The sequence below is a fragment of the Gardnerella sp. DNF01198P genome (assembly GCF_049244165.1).
Taxonomy (GTDB): Bacteria; Actinomycetota; Actinomycetes; order Actinomycetales; family Bifidobacteriaceae; genus Bifidobacterium; species Bifidobacterium swidsinskii.
In genome coordinates, this window is record NZ_CP058382.1 from 1471512 (window position 1) to 1487026 (window position 15515).

The following is a 15515-nucleotide window of genomic DNA, read 5'->3' on the forward strand; positions in this document are numbered from 1 at the left end:
GCAGCGCTCCGCTCTTATACCTTACTTGGACTTAATGGTTGCGTAGTTAAGTTTAGTTTTTTACTTACTTTCTCTGCAAAAATAGTATTCGTCAATAAGATTATTACTATCGTTCCGCTTTTATATTGCTCGACCAAGCAACACCCACCCCTCACTACTAGTAAAACCGCTAGTGTTCTGTGGTACGGTAGGAGTGCCTGGCTTGATGTGTGCAGCAGCAATAACGCTAGTGTTCACTATGCAATAAATACTCAACGTCAGCAGAGCATTAATACTAAAGTTCACTAAGCAATAAATAATCGACGTTTGCAAAGCATTACTGCAAAGATTCAGGAGGTTTGGGGGAAATACGACCTTTATTTTACACGACTGTAAAATTTCTGCCGGATTCGAGCGCGTAGCCGACCGTTTCTGTACATGCACGTAAAGTTTATGCCGCTTGTTAGCGCGCAACCGACCGTTCCTTTACACGTGTGTAAAATTTCTGCCGCTTGTTGGCGAGAACACGACTTTTTCGTTACGAGGCTGCAAGAGAACAATCATAAGAGCAAGTGAGTCTAGGATTTAGTTCAGTAAACCCTAGACTCACACTTTGCTATTAGACTACAAGACCAGCTTTAAAAAGCGGATCAAGCGTTCTGCTGCTGTTCTTCTTCCTTGCGATTGCGCACGTACATAATCACGCTCGCAACAATAAGAACCATGCCCACAACAGCGAAAATCAGCACGCCGTAAGCACCAGTTGCAGGAAGATTGAACCAGAAGCTCTTGCCGTTGTCGCCGCCCTTAAGTGGGAGGTCCTCAAACGGCTCAGTCGTAGTTTGATCCTTCTTAACAGTCACATCGTGGACTACAGGAGAAATCGCATAACCCTTAGGAGCTTTAACCTCAACAAGATAAACAGGAACACCAGCGCGAGTCTTGTATGCCTTCGCGAAGTTACCTTTAGAATCTGTTGTAGCAGTCTGCACATCAGTAGTAGCAGCGCCAACTGGTTGGGAAGCACCAGCTGCAGCAGCATCATTAATAGTTGACGCAGCCTTGCAAGCATCAATCGAGCCAAGTTCCTTATTTTCCTTCAGACCTTGAGCGCAAGCATCAGCCTTAGCCTTATCAGCAAAAATCCTGAACTCAGCATTTTCAAGCGGCTTCTCTTCAGTACCTTCCTTGTAGAACTTATGCACCTGAAGGAAACCGAAGTCAATAGTCGCTTGAGAATGATCATTATCAGGAATGATTGGCGGCAAGTCACCCTCATTCTTCTCATGAGCCTGGAAGAAGCCAGACTTGTTTACAACCTCATCCTGCGATTTATCCTTCTCAGCAACACTATCAGTGCCAGTCGGAGCTTTAGTGTTCTTGTAAGCATCACTAAGCTCAAACTCAAGATCAACCGTAACCTTAGGTGCTTCTTGACCTTCAGTAACGTTATTCAAGGCAGTAGCAATCTTACCTAAGCCATCATTATTAAACGTTACAAGAATACGCTTATGACCAGCAGCAAGATCCTTACCACCAGCTGCAGTAGCATTGTCTACAACACTAACGGTGTACATATCTTTATTTTGATTGTCTTTTTTATCAAGACTAGTTTCGCCAATCTTTACATGCTTCACAACACTTGCATCAATAGTCTTGAAGGCAGCGGTTGGAGCATCATCGAAGACCTTATAACCCTGAAGATTAGCAGCCGTCAACTTACCATTTTTAGGCTTAGCTTTGTTCACTTCCGCAGTAATCGTGAAAGGCACTTTATCCTTAACGCTAGCGAACTTAGTCTTATCGTAAACCTTCTGAATAGTAGCCGATAGATCCTTGTTCTTCGGCTTCACAACAGGATTATAGTTATACGAAACAGTCGTCTTTGCATCCTTGCCCTCGCTAGTAGTGTACTCCGGCAAAGGAAGCGTCATATAGAAGGATTGCAAATCCGAAACACCATAGCCCTTAGGCGCGTTAGTTTCCTCAACCTTATACAAACCAAGATCAAGATTATTCTTGCCATCACCAAACTTGGCTATACCATTTTCACCAGTGGTCTGCGTCTTAGCGTTATCAGTATCAAGCTTGACTTCTGCATCAGTGCCACTGTCTTTAATAGTGTGATCGTTCAGCTTAGTAACAAGCTTTGCAATCTTCTGCCAAGACTCAAATTTGCCAAGATCTAAGTTAACATACTTGTCACCTTCCTTAACAGAAGTGACTTTAGTCAATTTGAAAGTAGCGTCTTTAAGCGGCTTAAAACCAGTTTTGCATTGAGGCTCTGTTTGTGTCTGAGAAGAAGTATCTTTATCATCCTTCGTCTTCTTCACGCACTTAAGAATGGTTATAGTACCTTTTGTCGGAGCATCCTTCTCCCACGGAGCCTTAGGATTCTCAGTAGCATGGGTTTCATTATGCACAGGATGGTTAGGATCCGGTTTCGCACCCCACGCAACGCCAGCCACGGTTACAGCGCCGGCGACGCACAGCGTGCCAGCCATCGCAAGCGACGCAACTGCCGCCACGAATTTATTAGTGAACTTTTTCATGTTCACTCCTTTCATTGCTTTTTACGGCAACTAGAAAATTAATCTGCATTGATAATGCTCATACGAGTAAAGTTTTAAAATTTTTGGCATTTACCTTGTGTTATCACGCTCCCGAATCCGGAAAGACTGCGCAATAAAACAATGCGCGAAACAGGAAGGCTTTATGCGCAAATGCGTACGTAATCGCCTTATGCGAAGCACGGCGAGTAAATGCATATACAACTGCTTTATACGTGATTGCATAAGCCTCGCCACCTTCCCAAAATTAATTTGCGACCGCGCTCACTTTGACTTACCACAAAGCCAGCCGCCAGCAGATTCACCAATAGCGCTGCAAGAATACCGAGCTGCAAATTCCAACTCTGCCCGCCCGTATGCGGCAAAGTAAACTTGCTCACCGAATGAATATTGAACGTAAAAGCAGCAAAATCCTTGTTTTCTTTAAAAGATGCTGGATCAGTAGTTAGCGCAGAGCTTATCGTTGCAGGGGTTAAGCTGCCAGTTAGACCATCAAACTTAGCGAGCGCTTTAGGTTTCAGCGCGTACACAACGCACTGGTAATTGCCAACCTCAGTCGGCTTTATGCTCACTTCCATATCAGTTCGCGCAGCAGCATTACAGTCCTTATCACCTTTTTTGCATCTATTTTGATTATCATCCGCAGGCACACTCAATCCAAGCTCGGCAAGATTACTGCTCCAAGTCTTATATTCAAGATCTTCCGCAGATTGCGGAGATCCAGCAGTTTGAGACGGTTGCGACGGTTCAGAGGGTTGCTCAGATCGCGAGCCAGAATCCTTCTTCTTGCCCTTCGAGCACAGCACGCGCAACGTAATCTTCTTCGTGCTATCCGCCGCAGAAGTAGCATCAACAAACGGCTTAAGCTCCATACCGAGCATCGCAGAAATATTGTTATTGGTGCTAGTCAACGCCGCTGGCAACGGATCCGTGCCGTTTTTAAACGGATACACTTTCAGCGTAAGATCATTATCACCAATTTTTGGCTTTGGCTTATCTCCAAACTGGATTATTACAGTCTTATAATCCCAGTCAACGCCCTTCGCAATAGATGTTTTATTGTCCCACTTATCTTCAACAATGTTTCGTTCTGGATTATCGAACAATAACTTCATATCTGTATTAGTTTTGACTCTTTTGCCAAACTCTTCTGCCAATTTAGACGATTGTGGCTTTTTATGAGTTGATAAGTCTTGTTTTAAGTCAACATCCTTAATAGCAAACACTTTGCACTCAAAAGTGCCAGCCTCTTTAGGCGTGCCACTAATCCAGCTTTGAGAGCGCTCAGTATAATCATCATTCTCATACACAGCAGAATTCTCTGCATTTTTATCAGGTCGATTCTGATTTTCCATATGCTTGAACTGAGTCTGCGTAACTAAACTCAAATCATTAACACGGTCTGACGTATAATTATCGCTACCATTTTCATGGCAAATCATACGGTGATAGATAGAACCAGGCTTATCTGTCGATTTCGATTCAATAAAAAGCTTATTAATAGGATCGTAAACGTCTTTATTATCATCACTGACGACAGTACCTACGCTAGGAGTTGAACCCTTAGACTTTGGTTTTATAATAATTTTATTACCACTTACCGCAACACCATCCTGCGCACTCCCAAAATCGTATAAGCTCAGCGATAAATCATCGGGCTGAGCCTTAGGCAAATCATCCTTAGCAAGTATCGCTTTAATCCTAGTGCTGGATTTAGAACCACCTGGATAATGTATTACAACATAAAACCTATATGTATTAGCTACTAACCATTTGCTCGCAAAAAAACGTATAGAACCATCGCTATTTTTCGTAGATTTAGCAGTGTAGCTATCATTCTCACCCTTGAAAAAAGCATACTTTACGGAATCATTATTTTTACTATACTCTTCCAACCCAAGCCACACGCCAGCAGGTAATGTTTGCTGCACTTTACCTGCAACTTTTATTGTTGGAATAATAATCTGAGGAACCCTATTATAAGGCTCGCCATTCTTACTTTTAATGTTTATTGTTTTATTACCATAAGTAATGCTGTAGCATTTTTCAGGAGCCTTATACCTTTTATTATTCTTACACGCTTCCGGAAGATCAGTCGTTTTTCTCGCACCTCTGTCCATTCTGCTAGAAGTTTCCGTAGAGGTGCTTTTCTTTGGAGCATCTTTAACGTTTTTCTTTACATCAGAATCAGTCGACTTAGCCTTATCAACACCATTGTTACTATCAGACTTCTGCTGCTTTTCAGCAGGCTTCGATTCCTTATTATCTTTATTTAAAGTACTTGAAGTATCAGTATTTTTCTTATTAGGCTCAGTAGTATTATTAGATTCACTCTGCTCAGACTGCTTATTCGATTCACCATCGTTTTTAGTAGAACCAGCCTTCGCACCCTCAGCCTTCTCAGTAGAAGTAGCACTTTCGCCAGCACTCAACGCATAAGTTGGAGCAATCACAAAAGTAGCAAGCAACATTGTAATTGCCACGAAAAAAGCAAATAACGAACGGCGAATTGAGCGCACTAGTCGAAGGAAACGGCTAAATATATGCGAATTAAACATATACACCTACCTTCTAATCTGCAAAGCTTACGAATCATGATGTCATCATTACGATGACACTTAAAAAAAAAACAACTCAATTACTCTGCTTAAACACTCAGCACTATACCCCCCCCCACGCCTATTTGCAAGCCAAACGAAATATTTGGAAATATTTATTATTTACATTGATAAAAGCACTGTAATTGCAAGAAAATTTAGGATTATTTCCCCATTTTACGGCGTGTTGCAGTAAATAATAAAAACCGGGGCGCGAATTAACACACCCCGGTTTGTAAAAGTTACAAAAACTTAAAGCTTTTCACTCAAGCTTTTGGATCAGTCTTTCATCTCAAACAATCGGCTCCACTTGGTTGAATCCAAGCTCCACAGGAGTTTCACGCCCAAAGATGGAAACCAACACTGTAAGCTTCTGAGTTGTAGGCTCCACGTCCGAAACCACAGCTGCCATCGTTGAGAATGGACCGTCAGTCACAGTCACCTGATCGCCAACCTTGTAAGCAACCTCAACCTTACGCTTGCGCGCTGCAGCCGGCTTATCGCCAGCATTCTTCAAAGCTTCGGAAGCAATCATCGGAGCCATCATTGACACAACTTCCTTGCGGCTCAATGGTGCAGGCTCTCTAGAAGGACCAACGAAACCAGTCACGCCCTCGGTCTCGCGCACAATGCGGCGAGCGTTCTCATCCGGCCACATGCGAATCAATACATAGCCTGGAACACGCACGCGGGTAATAACCTTCTTACCCTTTTCTGTATGCTTCTCGACTTCTTCCATAGGAACTTCAATCTGGAAAATCTTATCTTCCAAACCAAAGTTCTGCACACGGGATTCAACGTTAGTTTTTACGCGCTTTTCGTAACCAGAATACGTGTGAAGAACGTACCACTTGCCTTCCAAAGTGCGAAGTTTCTTAGAAAATTCTGCTACAGCGATTGCGCCTGCATCAGTTGGGTCGGATTCGTTCGCATCATCAGCATCAGTAGTTTCGCCAGCATCGCCAGTTTCGTTAGAAACATCAGCAACACTGTCAGCAGCAGCGCCATCAGCTACATCAGCTGCAACATCAGCAGATTCCTCATCCACATCAGCTTCAACGGACTCGCTAGAAGCAGCAACTTCATTATTCACAGCTGATTCGTTTGCTTCGTCAGCATCATGAGAAGCAAAAGCCTCATCAGCTTCACTCGCTTCTTCGAAATTGAATTCATCAGTCATCTTGCATACACCTTCAAAATTTCAACTCAGCCAATTTCAACTCAGCCGAACAGCCACATTACGGACTTACCCAAACCGAAGTCCATGCAGGTGACGAAAGCCATCAAAAACACAACAAATATGAAAACTGCAGACGACCAAGCAAACAACTCTTTGCCATGAGGTGCAATAACCTTGCGCGTCTCGTCAATAGTTTGCTTAACGAACATGCCAATACGCACGAACAAGTTATGCTTTACTGCTTTCTTAGTACTGCGTGCCTGCGCCATGCTTGAATCCTTCGTGTAAAAACTTGAACAAAAAACTGGCAGGGACGGCGGGACTCGAACCCACAACCTACGGTTTTGGAGACCGTTGCGCTACCAATTGCGCCACATCCCTAAGGTGAACTTGCTCATCATACCCCAAAAGGAACGAAATAGCAAACCGCCAGATAGACATACTATCTCATGGGCATGATTTCGTTATATCATCGCACAAAAAGCGAGTGTCGCATTGTGCAACGGCAAGCAAGTTCTTATTTTGCAATAAATACTTGCTTAAGCTTCAACCCACTTCTTCATGCGACGCATGCCCTCAGCAAGCTGGTCGTCAGCAAGAGCGCAAGAGAATCGCAAATAGCCAGGAGCACCAAAAGCTTCTCCCGGAACCGCAGCAACATGCGCTTCGTCAAGCAACATTTCAGCAAATCGAGAAGAAGTATGCGGCAGTTCGCATTTCTCGCCAAGCGGACGCTCAAGCAACGCCTCAATGTTAGCAAACGCGTAAAAAGCGCCGTGAGGAAGAGGGCAAGTAACGCCGTCAATATTGTTCAACGCTCCCACAATTGCTTTGCGTCTAGCATCAAAAGCCTCACGCATAGTGGCGACCACATCCAGCGAACCGCCGACTGCAGCAATTGCTGCGCGCTGCGAAATATTAGAAACATTAGAAGTCATATGGCTTTGAAGCTTAATTGCAGCTTTAGCAACATCTTCTGGTGCCACCATCCAGCCAACACGCCAGCCAGGCATGGCGTAAGTTTTAGCAACACCATTCAAAATCAGCAGCTGCTCGCGAATTTCCGGCACCTCGACGCCAATATACGAAGTCGAAATGCCGTCGTAATGCAAGTGCTCGTAAATCTCATCAGAAATAACCCAAATATGGTGTTTTACAGCCCACTCGCCGATTGCGCGAATAGTTTGCGCGCTCCAAATAGCGCCTGTAGGATTCGAAGGCGAAGTTACGATAATTGCGCGCGTGCGTGAAGTGCGAGCGGACTCAATTGCCTCAATATCTGGCTCAAAACCGCAATCTGCACCTGCCAAAACCGGCACAGGCACGCCGCCTGCAAGCTTCACAGCCTCCGGATAACTCGTCCAATACGGAGCTGGAATAATAACTTCGTCGCCATCATTTAAGAGGATTTGGCAAGCCTCATACACAGCTTGCTTTCCGCCGTTTGTAACTACAACTTGATTTGAGGAAACTTCGTAGCCGGAATCTCGCTGCACTTTGCGCGCAATCACCTCCCTAAGCTCCGGTAAACCTGCCGTAGCAGTATAACGATAGTTGCGCGGGTCTTTACACGCTTGTGTTGCAGCATCAACAATGTAAGAGGGAGTAGGAAAATCTGGCTCGCCTGCGCCAAAGCTTACGACGTCAATGCCGTCAGCTTTCATAGCTTTTGCCTTGCCGTCTACTGCTAAAGTTGCACTCGGAGCGACCCGGTTAATACGCTCGCTTAATACGCGCCAATTTTCTGAGGATGAAGTTTCTGCAATATTCTCTGCCATGATTTACAGTGTAACCTTAAGCCGCGAAACGAGCGAAACAAGCGAAACTGTCGAAAACACAAAACCATTTGGTGAAATCGACAAAACACGAGCCACTAGTAATTACACAAGCACGAGATTGTCGCGGTGCACAACCGGATGCGCATACTGACGGCCGAGTGATTCTTCAAGCTCATCGCTCGTACGCCCCATAATCTCCGGAATTTCCTCCGCGTCAAAAGCAACCAAACCCTTAGCCAAATGGTTACCCTGCTCATCGTCAATCCACACAGGATCCGTCGCCGAAAACTCACCGCGCACGCCAACAATACCAGCCGCAAGCAAGCTCGCGCGACCTCCGCGAACCGCCTTCGCAGCACCATCGTCAACTACCAAAACTCCGTGCGGATGCGAAGCAAAACCAATCCAAAGTCGCCTTGAAGAATCGCGCGTATGCACCGGCGCAAACACAGTACCAACAGCATCTCCAGCCAGTGCCGGACCGGCATTTCCAGCGCAAGTTAGCACAGTTGGAATTCCCGAAACTGCAGCAACATGCGCAGCTTCCATCTTCGTCACCATACCACCGGTACCTACGCCCGAAACACTTGCGCCAACTTTCACTTCTTCAATCGCGCGCGTCACATCTGGCACAAAACTCACACGTTTAGCACCCGGTTCACTAGGCGGTGCAGTATAAAGAGAATCCACATCCGTAAGCAACACAAGAGCTTCCGCTCGCACAATATTTGCTACAAGAGCCGCCAAACGGTCGTTATCACCAAATCGAATTTCGTTGCTAGAAAGCGCATCATTTTCGTTTACGATTGGAATTACGCCAAGTTCAAGAAGCCGCAGCATTGTGCGCTGAGCGTTACGGTAGCGAGACGGCGAAATAGTAACGTCCGCAGTAAGAAGCATTTGCCCGACTCTGAAACCAAATTGCGAAAATGCTGCTTCGTATTGAGCCATAAGCAATCCTTGACCAACTGAAGCTGTTGCCTGCTGAGTTGGCACATCTTTAGGACGCTCATTAAAGCCGAGCAAACCAAATCCAGCTGCAATTGCACCAGAAGACACAAGCACAATGCGAGCACCTTGCATTTGCGCGTGACTTATTGCAGTCACAAGAGCGCGCAACTTTTGCACATCCAGCTGCCCAGACGCGCTCGTAAGTGAGCTTGAGCCAACTTTTACAACGATTGTGCGCGCCTCACGAATTGAACACCGAACCCCATCTTCGGTAAGCTCAATTTCTGGATTATTCATAAGATTCCCCTTGACCTTGATTCTTCTAGTTTTCTTGCTCTTCGCCACGGCCAAACAAGCTATTTTCATCATGGCGATCGTCATCCACAGAAGGATCCGCCCAGTGACCCGACTTTCGCTCAGCCATCATCGCGTCTCGAACTGCGCTCTTTGCATCCATCATGCTGTGATAATCTCGTCTACGCTCAGCATTCGTGCGCCTTGCTCCGCGAGGATCGTTCGCTTCGATTCGCAAATCCTTGCCACGCGCACCCAAGTTAGCGCCGTCCAATCCTTCTGCACCGGCAGCGATACTTGGATCCCAGTCGAAGCAAACCATATGATTCCCAGTGCCAATACGAATTTCGTCTCCTGGACGCGCGCCCTTCTTGCGCAATTCATCCTCAACGCCAAGCTTTGCCAAGCGATCCGCCAAATAACCAACGGCTTCGTCGTTGTCGAAATTCGTTTGTATAACCCAGCGCTCAGGTTTTGCGCCAGTAACAGTGAACCAAAAATCACCATTCCTGTCTTCCTCGCGCTTAATTTCAAAGTCTGCACTATTTCCACGTCCATCATCGCGGCGACGACGCAAAGCTGAAGTCTGCTGCTCAAGAGGCTGAATGACAACACGCTCTTCTTCACGCGCTGCTTCCTCGGCAGCGAGCTTCTCGCGCATCTTTTCAACCAATCGTCCAAGCGCAAAACCGAGCTCTTTCAAGCCTTCGTGAGACGCGGTAGAAATCTCAAATACAGTCAATCCCATTTTCTCAAATTCACCGCGTACAAAATCAGCCAATTCTTTAGCTTCAGGCACATCGACCTTATTTAGCACAATAATGCGCGGACGCTCAGGAATTGGAATCGCACCCAACGGAAGCTCAAGCTTATCAGCGTATTGCGCAAGCTCATGCTCAAGAGCGTGGTAATCGCTAATTGGATCGCGATTTGGCTCCAGCGTTGCGCAATCAATTACGTGCGCAATAATCTCTGTGCGCTCAATATGACGCAAAAACTCAAGACCTAAGCCTTTTCCTTCGGAAGCTCCTGGAATTAAGCCTGGAACGTCTGCAATTGTGTAGCGATAGTTGCCGAAGCTTACAACACCTAGGTTTGGCACCAAAGTAGTAAACGGATAGTCAGCAATTTTCGGCTTAGCTGCACTAATTGAAGCAACTAAGCTTGATTTTCCTGCAGAAGGGAATCCAACTAAAGCTACGTCTGCAATAGACTTGAGTTCCAAAATTACGTCGCGTTCTTCACCAGGCTCGCCTAAAAGCGCGAATCCTGGGGCACGACGAGTTTTGTTTGCGAGTGCTGCGTTGCCAAGACCGCCAGCACCCCCCTGCGCCACAACGAATTTGTCTCCAACATGTTGCAAATCCGCCAAAACTTCGCCTGGTCGCTTTTGAGAGTCTACAGCACCGCGTGCAGTAAAAACAACAGTTCCAACAGGCACAGGAAGTACTAAGTCTGCACCTTTTGAACCGTCTTTAGTGTCACCTAAGCCCATCGTACCGTTTTCTGCAGTGCGGTGAGGCATGAAGCGGTAGTCAAGTAAGCTGTTTGCGTTACGATCAGCTACAAAAATAACGGAACCACCGTCACCGCCATTACCGCCATTTGGACCTGCTAATGGCTTGTACTTTTCGCGACGAACTCCGGCAGATCCGTTTCCACCATCTCCGCCTTTTACATGCACTGTTACGCGGTCTACAAAATCACTCATACTGCTACCTTACTCGAAGATAAACACTTAAATTCTCGGGAACATGCGAGAACAAAAAAGCCGCACCGAACGGGGGTGCGGCTTAAACGTTTTATTGTCGACTTATTGTCGAATCTGTTTAGGCTTAGCTAAGATTCAGGCGGTAACAACGTCAACAACCTTGCGGTCGCGACGAATACCGAACTTCACATTGCCGTCCACCAAAGCGTACAGCGTGTGATCCTTGCCCAAAGCAACGTTCTGACCTGCGTGGAACTTAGTGCCGCGCTGACGAACGATAATGTTGCCAGCCACTACAGCTTCACCGCCAAACTTCTTAACACCAAGATATTGCGCTTGTGAGTCGCGACCGTTGCGCGAGCTAGACGCACCCTTCTTATGTGCCATCTCACTGTCCTTTCAGGTTTATAACACCGTCAATCAGGCGATGGCCGTGATCTTGACGAGAGTCAACTTCTGACGATGACCCTTGCGACGAGCCACACCAGTCTTGTTCTTATACTTCATAATGCTAATCTTTGGACCTTTGGCTTCGTCGTTCAAGACTTCTGCCTTCACCGTAATCTTAGCAAGATCCTTGGCACTCAAGGTTACCTTAGCACCGTCAACAACGAGCGCGACCGGGAATTCCACGGTATCGCCCTTCTTTGCATCGAGACGGTTCACGAGAATGGCGTCGCCAACCTCGACCTTCTCTTGATGGCCACCGGCCTTCACAATCGCGTACATAATTCGTTCCTTAGCTCAATTGAAAGCTTACTTTTGCCTTGCGCACAGCAAAACGCGCGCGGCAAGACACCGACTATCAAAAATACACCTACCCATGTACTAACGTCAAGTCGCTAGATTCATGAGTCAATGCAGACAATATTCAATATTGTACTCAAGGCATATACTTAGTCACTATTCAGAGGCTCAATCATCACTTTCTGTAGTTTCTTGCATAATTTCCTGCGTATTATCTTGCGCAGTTTCCTGCATAGTTTCTTGCGTAGGTTGCTCCGCAGTATACTCAGCAATCTCTTGCGTAGTATCCTCTAAATTATTTTCAACTAATTCTTCAGAAGTTTTATCCGCTTCACTAGTTTCCGCGGTTTCGCCAGCATCCGCAACTTCGCTAGTTTCATCCGCCTTAGAAGATACAGACTCTTCATCAGAATTCAAAAAATTACTATACTGCGTTTCTTCTTCAGATTTATGAGCTGCGTCAGTAATTACAGACGCGGCAGCTATACGCGCTAACTTAGCTCTCACTTCCGCACTAGAACCCTGCTGCTTAACAGGCGCAGGCTGTTCCGTTGCGCTTCCGTGACCATACTTGTTCGTTTTAACAAAAGGATCTCCGCCCTTAAGCGCGTAAGGATCTGCATATTCCGAAGAAACAGTAGGCTCATCGTGCAAAATAAACCCACGTCCCTTGCACGTTGGACACTCTTCAGAGAACGCTTCAACTAAGCCTTGACCAACGCGTTTACGCGTCATTTGCACAAGACCAAGAGACGTAACTTCAGCAACTTGATGCTTCGTGCGATCCCTAGCCAAGCATTCCAAAAGCCTACGCAAAACTAAATCGCGGTTCGCTGGCATAACCATATCGACATAATCGATCATGACCATGCCACCAATATCGCGCAAACGAAGCTGGCGCGCAATCTCTTCAGAAGCCTCCAAATTACAACGAGTAACCGTTTCTTCCAAAGACTTACCACGCCCAATAAATCGTCCAGTATTCACATCGATCGTAGTCATTGCTTCCGTACGGTCAATCACGATAGAGCCACCAGCCGGCAAATAAACCTGACGCTCCATACCCTTACGAAGTTGACTATCAATCTGCCACTTATCGAAAACGTCCTTGCCTTCATGCTCAGCAGGATCCCAATATTCAACCTTGCTGCGCAAATCTGGAGCCATCATCTCAAGATATTCATCAATTCGCTGACGCACTCCCTCGCCTTCAACAATAAGCTTTTGGAAGTCATCGTTGAAAATATCGCGCACAACACGAATTGCCACATCAGGCTCACCCTGTAACAGCTTAGGGCGCTTTCCATGCAAGTATTCTTCGCGCTTAGCTTCAATGCGCTCCCACTGCTTAACAAGCGAATCTAAATCTTTTTCAATCGACTCCTCGCTTGCGCCGTCAGCAGCAGTACGAATAATAACGCCCATATCTTTTGGTGCAATCTTCGACACAATAGCACGCAAACGCGAGCGCTCTCGATCCGAAAGCTTGCGACTCACACCGGTCATGCCGCCAGATGGCACAAGCACTAAGAAACGCCCTGCAAGAGTTACTTGCGAAGTCAATCGAGCACCCTTATGCCCAATTGGATCCTTAGTAACCTGCACAAGCACAGGATCACCAGACTTAAACGCAAGCTCAATCCTACGAGGCTGACCTTCAAGACGAGCCATATCCCAATTAACTTCGCCTGCATAAAGCACGCCATTCCTGGCTTGACCAATATCTACGAATGCCGCTTCCATGCTTGGAAGCACGTTTTGAATGCGCCCAAGATAAATATTTCCAACAGTAGCAACTTCTTGAATATCAGAAACATAATGTTCTACAAGAATATTGTCTTCAATAACAGAAATTTGCGTGTGGCGATCGCGCTCACGAACAACCATTAATCGTTCAACATTTTCGCGACGAGCAAGGAAATCTTGCTCCATAAGAAGGTTTTGACGGCTACGCTCACGCCTATTATCTCTACGGCGTTGGCGCTTTGCTTCAAGTCGCGTAGAGCCTTCAATATCCGTAATTTCGTCTATATACTGCTGCTTGCGCGAGCGGCGAGAAGTCAAGTCGTCTTCGTTCGCATTAGTGTAGTCGGATGACTCTTCCTGAGAAGACGCGGAATTTGCGTCATCGGAGGATTTAGAACGGCGGCGACGACGGCGACGCGTATAAAGAGTTTCTTCCTCATCTTGCTCACGAAGTTCTTCTGGATCTGGAATTAAATCGCGATCTTCTTGAGAAACTTCATCTATTCTCGTGCGTTTTGTGCGAGAATTTGCGTCATCGTCAAGATCGTTAGAAATATCGATGTCAAAATCGCGACTTTCGTTGCGACTTTCATTTCGATCAGTGCGAGAGCTACGACGGCGACGACGGCGACGCGTAATCATTATTTCATCGTCATCGTTGCCATTATTTGCATTATAATCGTCGTTTATACCTCTGTTATCGCCTTCGTCACTGCTATTGCGGCTATCTCTGTTATCTCTGCTATTGCTACCGCCTCTGCTGTCTACTGCACCATTTTCATTTCGAACGTCATCATCATTAGAAATGTTATTCGACATATTGCGACGATTAGAACGCCTATTTGAAGTATTTTCCGCAGATAAAATATCGCTAACATCAAGAGTTTCATCGATGCGCGTATCAATGGGAGCATAAACAATATTGTCGTATGCAAGATCCTCTTCAATTTGCTCAACTTCAGCTGCAGCACGTCGCTCAACAGCATTCAATCTGCGAGAACGGCGAGAACGCTGGCTTTTGCGAGTTTTTTCATCGCGATCATCTTGCGAATCCTGAAAATTCTTAGCGTACTCAGAATCTTGAGAATACATAGAATGACTTGTTTCACGCGATGTTTCACGACTATTCCCTCTGCCACTATCACGCTTTATTTCGCTTGAATTCTCACGTCTTTCAGAACGTGACTTGCGTTCGCTACTATCACGGCTATCATGACTATCGCGACTATCGCGACTATCACGGCTATCGCGGCCGTTGCGGCTGTTGCGCCTTCCGCGAGAAATATCACGTAAATCATCACGCAAATCATCATTCAAGACATCACGCGAGTTGTCACGCAAGTCATTACGAGAACTGCTGCTTTCTTCACTACGATTGTTCACTACCTTAGGAAGAACTGGCTCCTGGAATAGGAGCGAAGTTATCGGGCGCGATTTAACAACATGCGGCTCAGAATCCTTCGTACTAGAATCCTCAACTTTTAGTTCCATTGCTTCTCCAGCCGCACCGGCACCACGAGTAACTCGTCGACCGCGACGGCGACGCGTAACGCCAGAGCTTTGCTGCAAAGTATCGCCGGCAGCTATATTACTTTTCGCAAAATCTGTAGATTGCATTATTCCGGACATTTCCGCAGAAGTAGCGGTTTTAGACACAGTTCTACTATTTTCAGCTTCAAATTCATTGAAGCGTTCTCTTATTATTCTGGGCACTATGCTCCTCACGAGACGCTGCATCGTCTCGCATCCCTGGCTTTAAGTTGAGCACGCACGTGCGCGAGCCACCCCAAAGCTCTTTACAAAGTCTAGCTGCGCGACAGCGGACGCCAGCCTCGGAAAACGCTCACGAGGGGATCGACGCCATCGATTGCCTGGCGGCTTGCAGTGCCACCGCTCTCTAGTATGCCATATTGCCGAGTCAAATATATGACTCGTTGAATATTAAAATTTGCATCGCTGTTT

General features: G+C 46.2%; 10 protein-coding genes and 1 tRNA gene. All 11 read right to left on the minus strand.

Annotated features, from left to right (window positions below):
* Positions 1 to 629 precede the first annotated feature (629 nt).
* A complete protein-coding gene (locus HXT44_RS06155; RefSeq protein ID WP_415685014.1) occupies positions 630 to 2531 on the minus strand; it encodes a SpaH/EbpB family LPXTG-anchored major pilin in 1902 nt (633 codons plus the stop codon).
* Between the two features lie 227 nt (positions 2532 to 2758).
* Positions 2759 to 5107: a hypothetical protein gene (locus HXT44_RS06160; protein ID WP_421782823.1), complete on the minus strand. Its 2349-nt coding sequence runs from the start codon at positions 5105 to 5107 to the stop codon at positions 2759 to 2761.
* Between the two features lie 331 nt (positions 5108 to 5438).
* The gene (nusG, locus tag HXT44_RS06165; RefSeq protein WP_421782825.1) at positions 5439 to 6326 is read right to left on the minus strand and encodes a transcription termination/antitermination protein NusG; all 888 of its coding nucleotides are present in this window, start codon (positions 6324 to 6326) and stop codon (positions 5439 to 5441) included.
* 41 nt (positions 6327 to 6367) lie between these two features.
* The gene (gene secE, locus HXT44_RS06170; RefSeq protein WP_004106254.1) at positions 6368 to 6595 is read right to left on the minus strand and encodes a preprotein translocase subunit SecE; all 228 of its coding nucleotides are present in this window, start codon (positions 6593 to 6595) and stop codon (positions 6368 to 6370) included.
* A 36-nt stretch (positions 6596 to 6631) separates the two neighbouring features.
* Positions 6632 to 6707 (minus strand) — tRNA-Trp (locus tag HXT44_RS06175).
* 158 nt (positions 6708 to 6865) lie between these two features.
* Entirely contained in the window at positions 6866 to 8104 is a 1239-nt protein-coding gene (locus tag HXT44_RS06180; RefSeq protein WP_410311054.1) for a pyridoxal phosphate-dependent aminotransferase, read from the minus strand.
* A 102-nt stretch (positions 8105 to 8206) separates the two neighbouring features.
* A complete protein-coding gene (gene proB / locus HXT44_RS06185) occupies positions 8207 to 9352 on the minus strand; it encodes a glutamate 5-kinase (protein ID WP_410309325.1) in 1146 nt (381 codons plus the stop codon).
* Positions 9353 to 9377: 25 nt separating this feature from the next.
* A complete protein-coding gene (obgE, locus tag HXT44_RS06190; RefSeq protein WP_116994983.1) occupies positions 9378 to 11060 on the minus strand; it encodes a GTPase ObgE in 1683 nt (560 codons plus the stop codon).
* A gap of 135 nt (positions 11061 to 11195) precedes the next feature.
* Entirely contained in the window at positions 11196 to 11447 is a 252-nt protein-coding gene (rpmA, locus tag HXT44_RS06195; protein ID WP_004106248.1) for a 50S ribosomal protein L27, read from the minus strand.
* Between the two features lie 33 nt (positions 11448 to 11480).
* Positions 11481 to 11789: a 50S ribosomal protein L21 gene (rplU, locus tag HXT44_RS06200; protein ID WP_004111933.1), complete on the minus strand. Its 309-nt coding sequence runs from the start codon at positions 11787 to 11789 to the stop codon at positions 11481 to 11483.
* A gap of 186 nt (positions 11790 to 11975) precedes the next feature.
* The gene (locus HXT44_RS06205; RefSeq protein ID WP_410309326.1) at positions 11976 to 15266 is read right to left on the minus strand and encodes an Rne/Rng family ribonuclease; all 3291 of its coding nucleotides are present in this window, start codon (positions 15264 to 15266) and stop codon (positions 11976 to 11978) included.
* Positions 15267 to 15515 lie beyond the last annotated feature (249 nt).

Bases quoted from the DNA above. Each gene is read 5' to 3' on its own strand.
- obgE (WP_116994983.1), bottom strand. From the start codon at position 11,060: ATGAGTGATTTTGTAGACCGCGTAACAGTGCATGTAAAAGGCGGAGAT.
- HXT44_RS06160 (WP_421782823.1), bottom strand. From the start codon at position 5,107: ATGTTTAATTCGCATATATTTAGCCGTTTCCTTCGACTAGTGCGCTCA.
- HXT44_RS06180 (WP_410311054.1), bottom strand. From the start codon at position 8,104: ATGGCAGAGAATATTGCAGAAACTTCATCCTCAGAAAATTGGCGCGTA.
- secE (WP_004106254.1), bottom strand. From the start codon at position 6,595: ATGGCGCAGGCACGCAGTACTAAGAAAGCAGTAAAGCATAACTTGTTC.
- rpmA (WP_004106248.1), bottom strand. From the start codon at position 11,447: ATGGCACATAAGAAGGGTGCGTCTAGCTCGCGCAACGGTCGCGACTCA.
- nusG (WP_421782825.1), bottom strand. From the start codon at position 6,326: ATGACTGATGAATTCAATTTCGAAGAAGCGAGTGAAGCTGATGAGGCT.
- rplU (WP_004111933.1), bottom strand. From the start codon at position 11,789: ATGTACGCGATTGTGAAGGCCGGTGGCCATCAAGAGAAGGTCGAGGTT.
- HXT44_RS06155 (WP_415685014.1), bottom strand. From the start codon at position 2,531: ATGAAAAAGTTCACTAATAAATTCGTGGCGGCAGTTGCGTCGCTTGCG.
- proB (WP_410309325.1), bottom strand. From the start codon at position 9,352: ATGAATAATCCAGAAATTGAGCTTACCGAAGATGGGGTTCGGTGTTCA.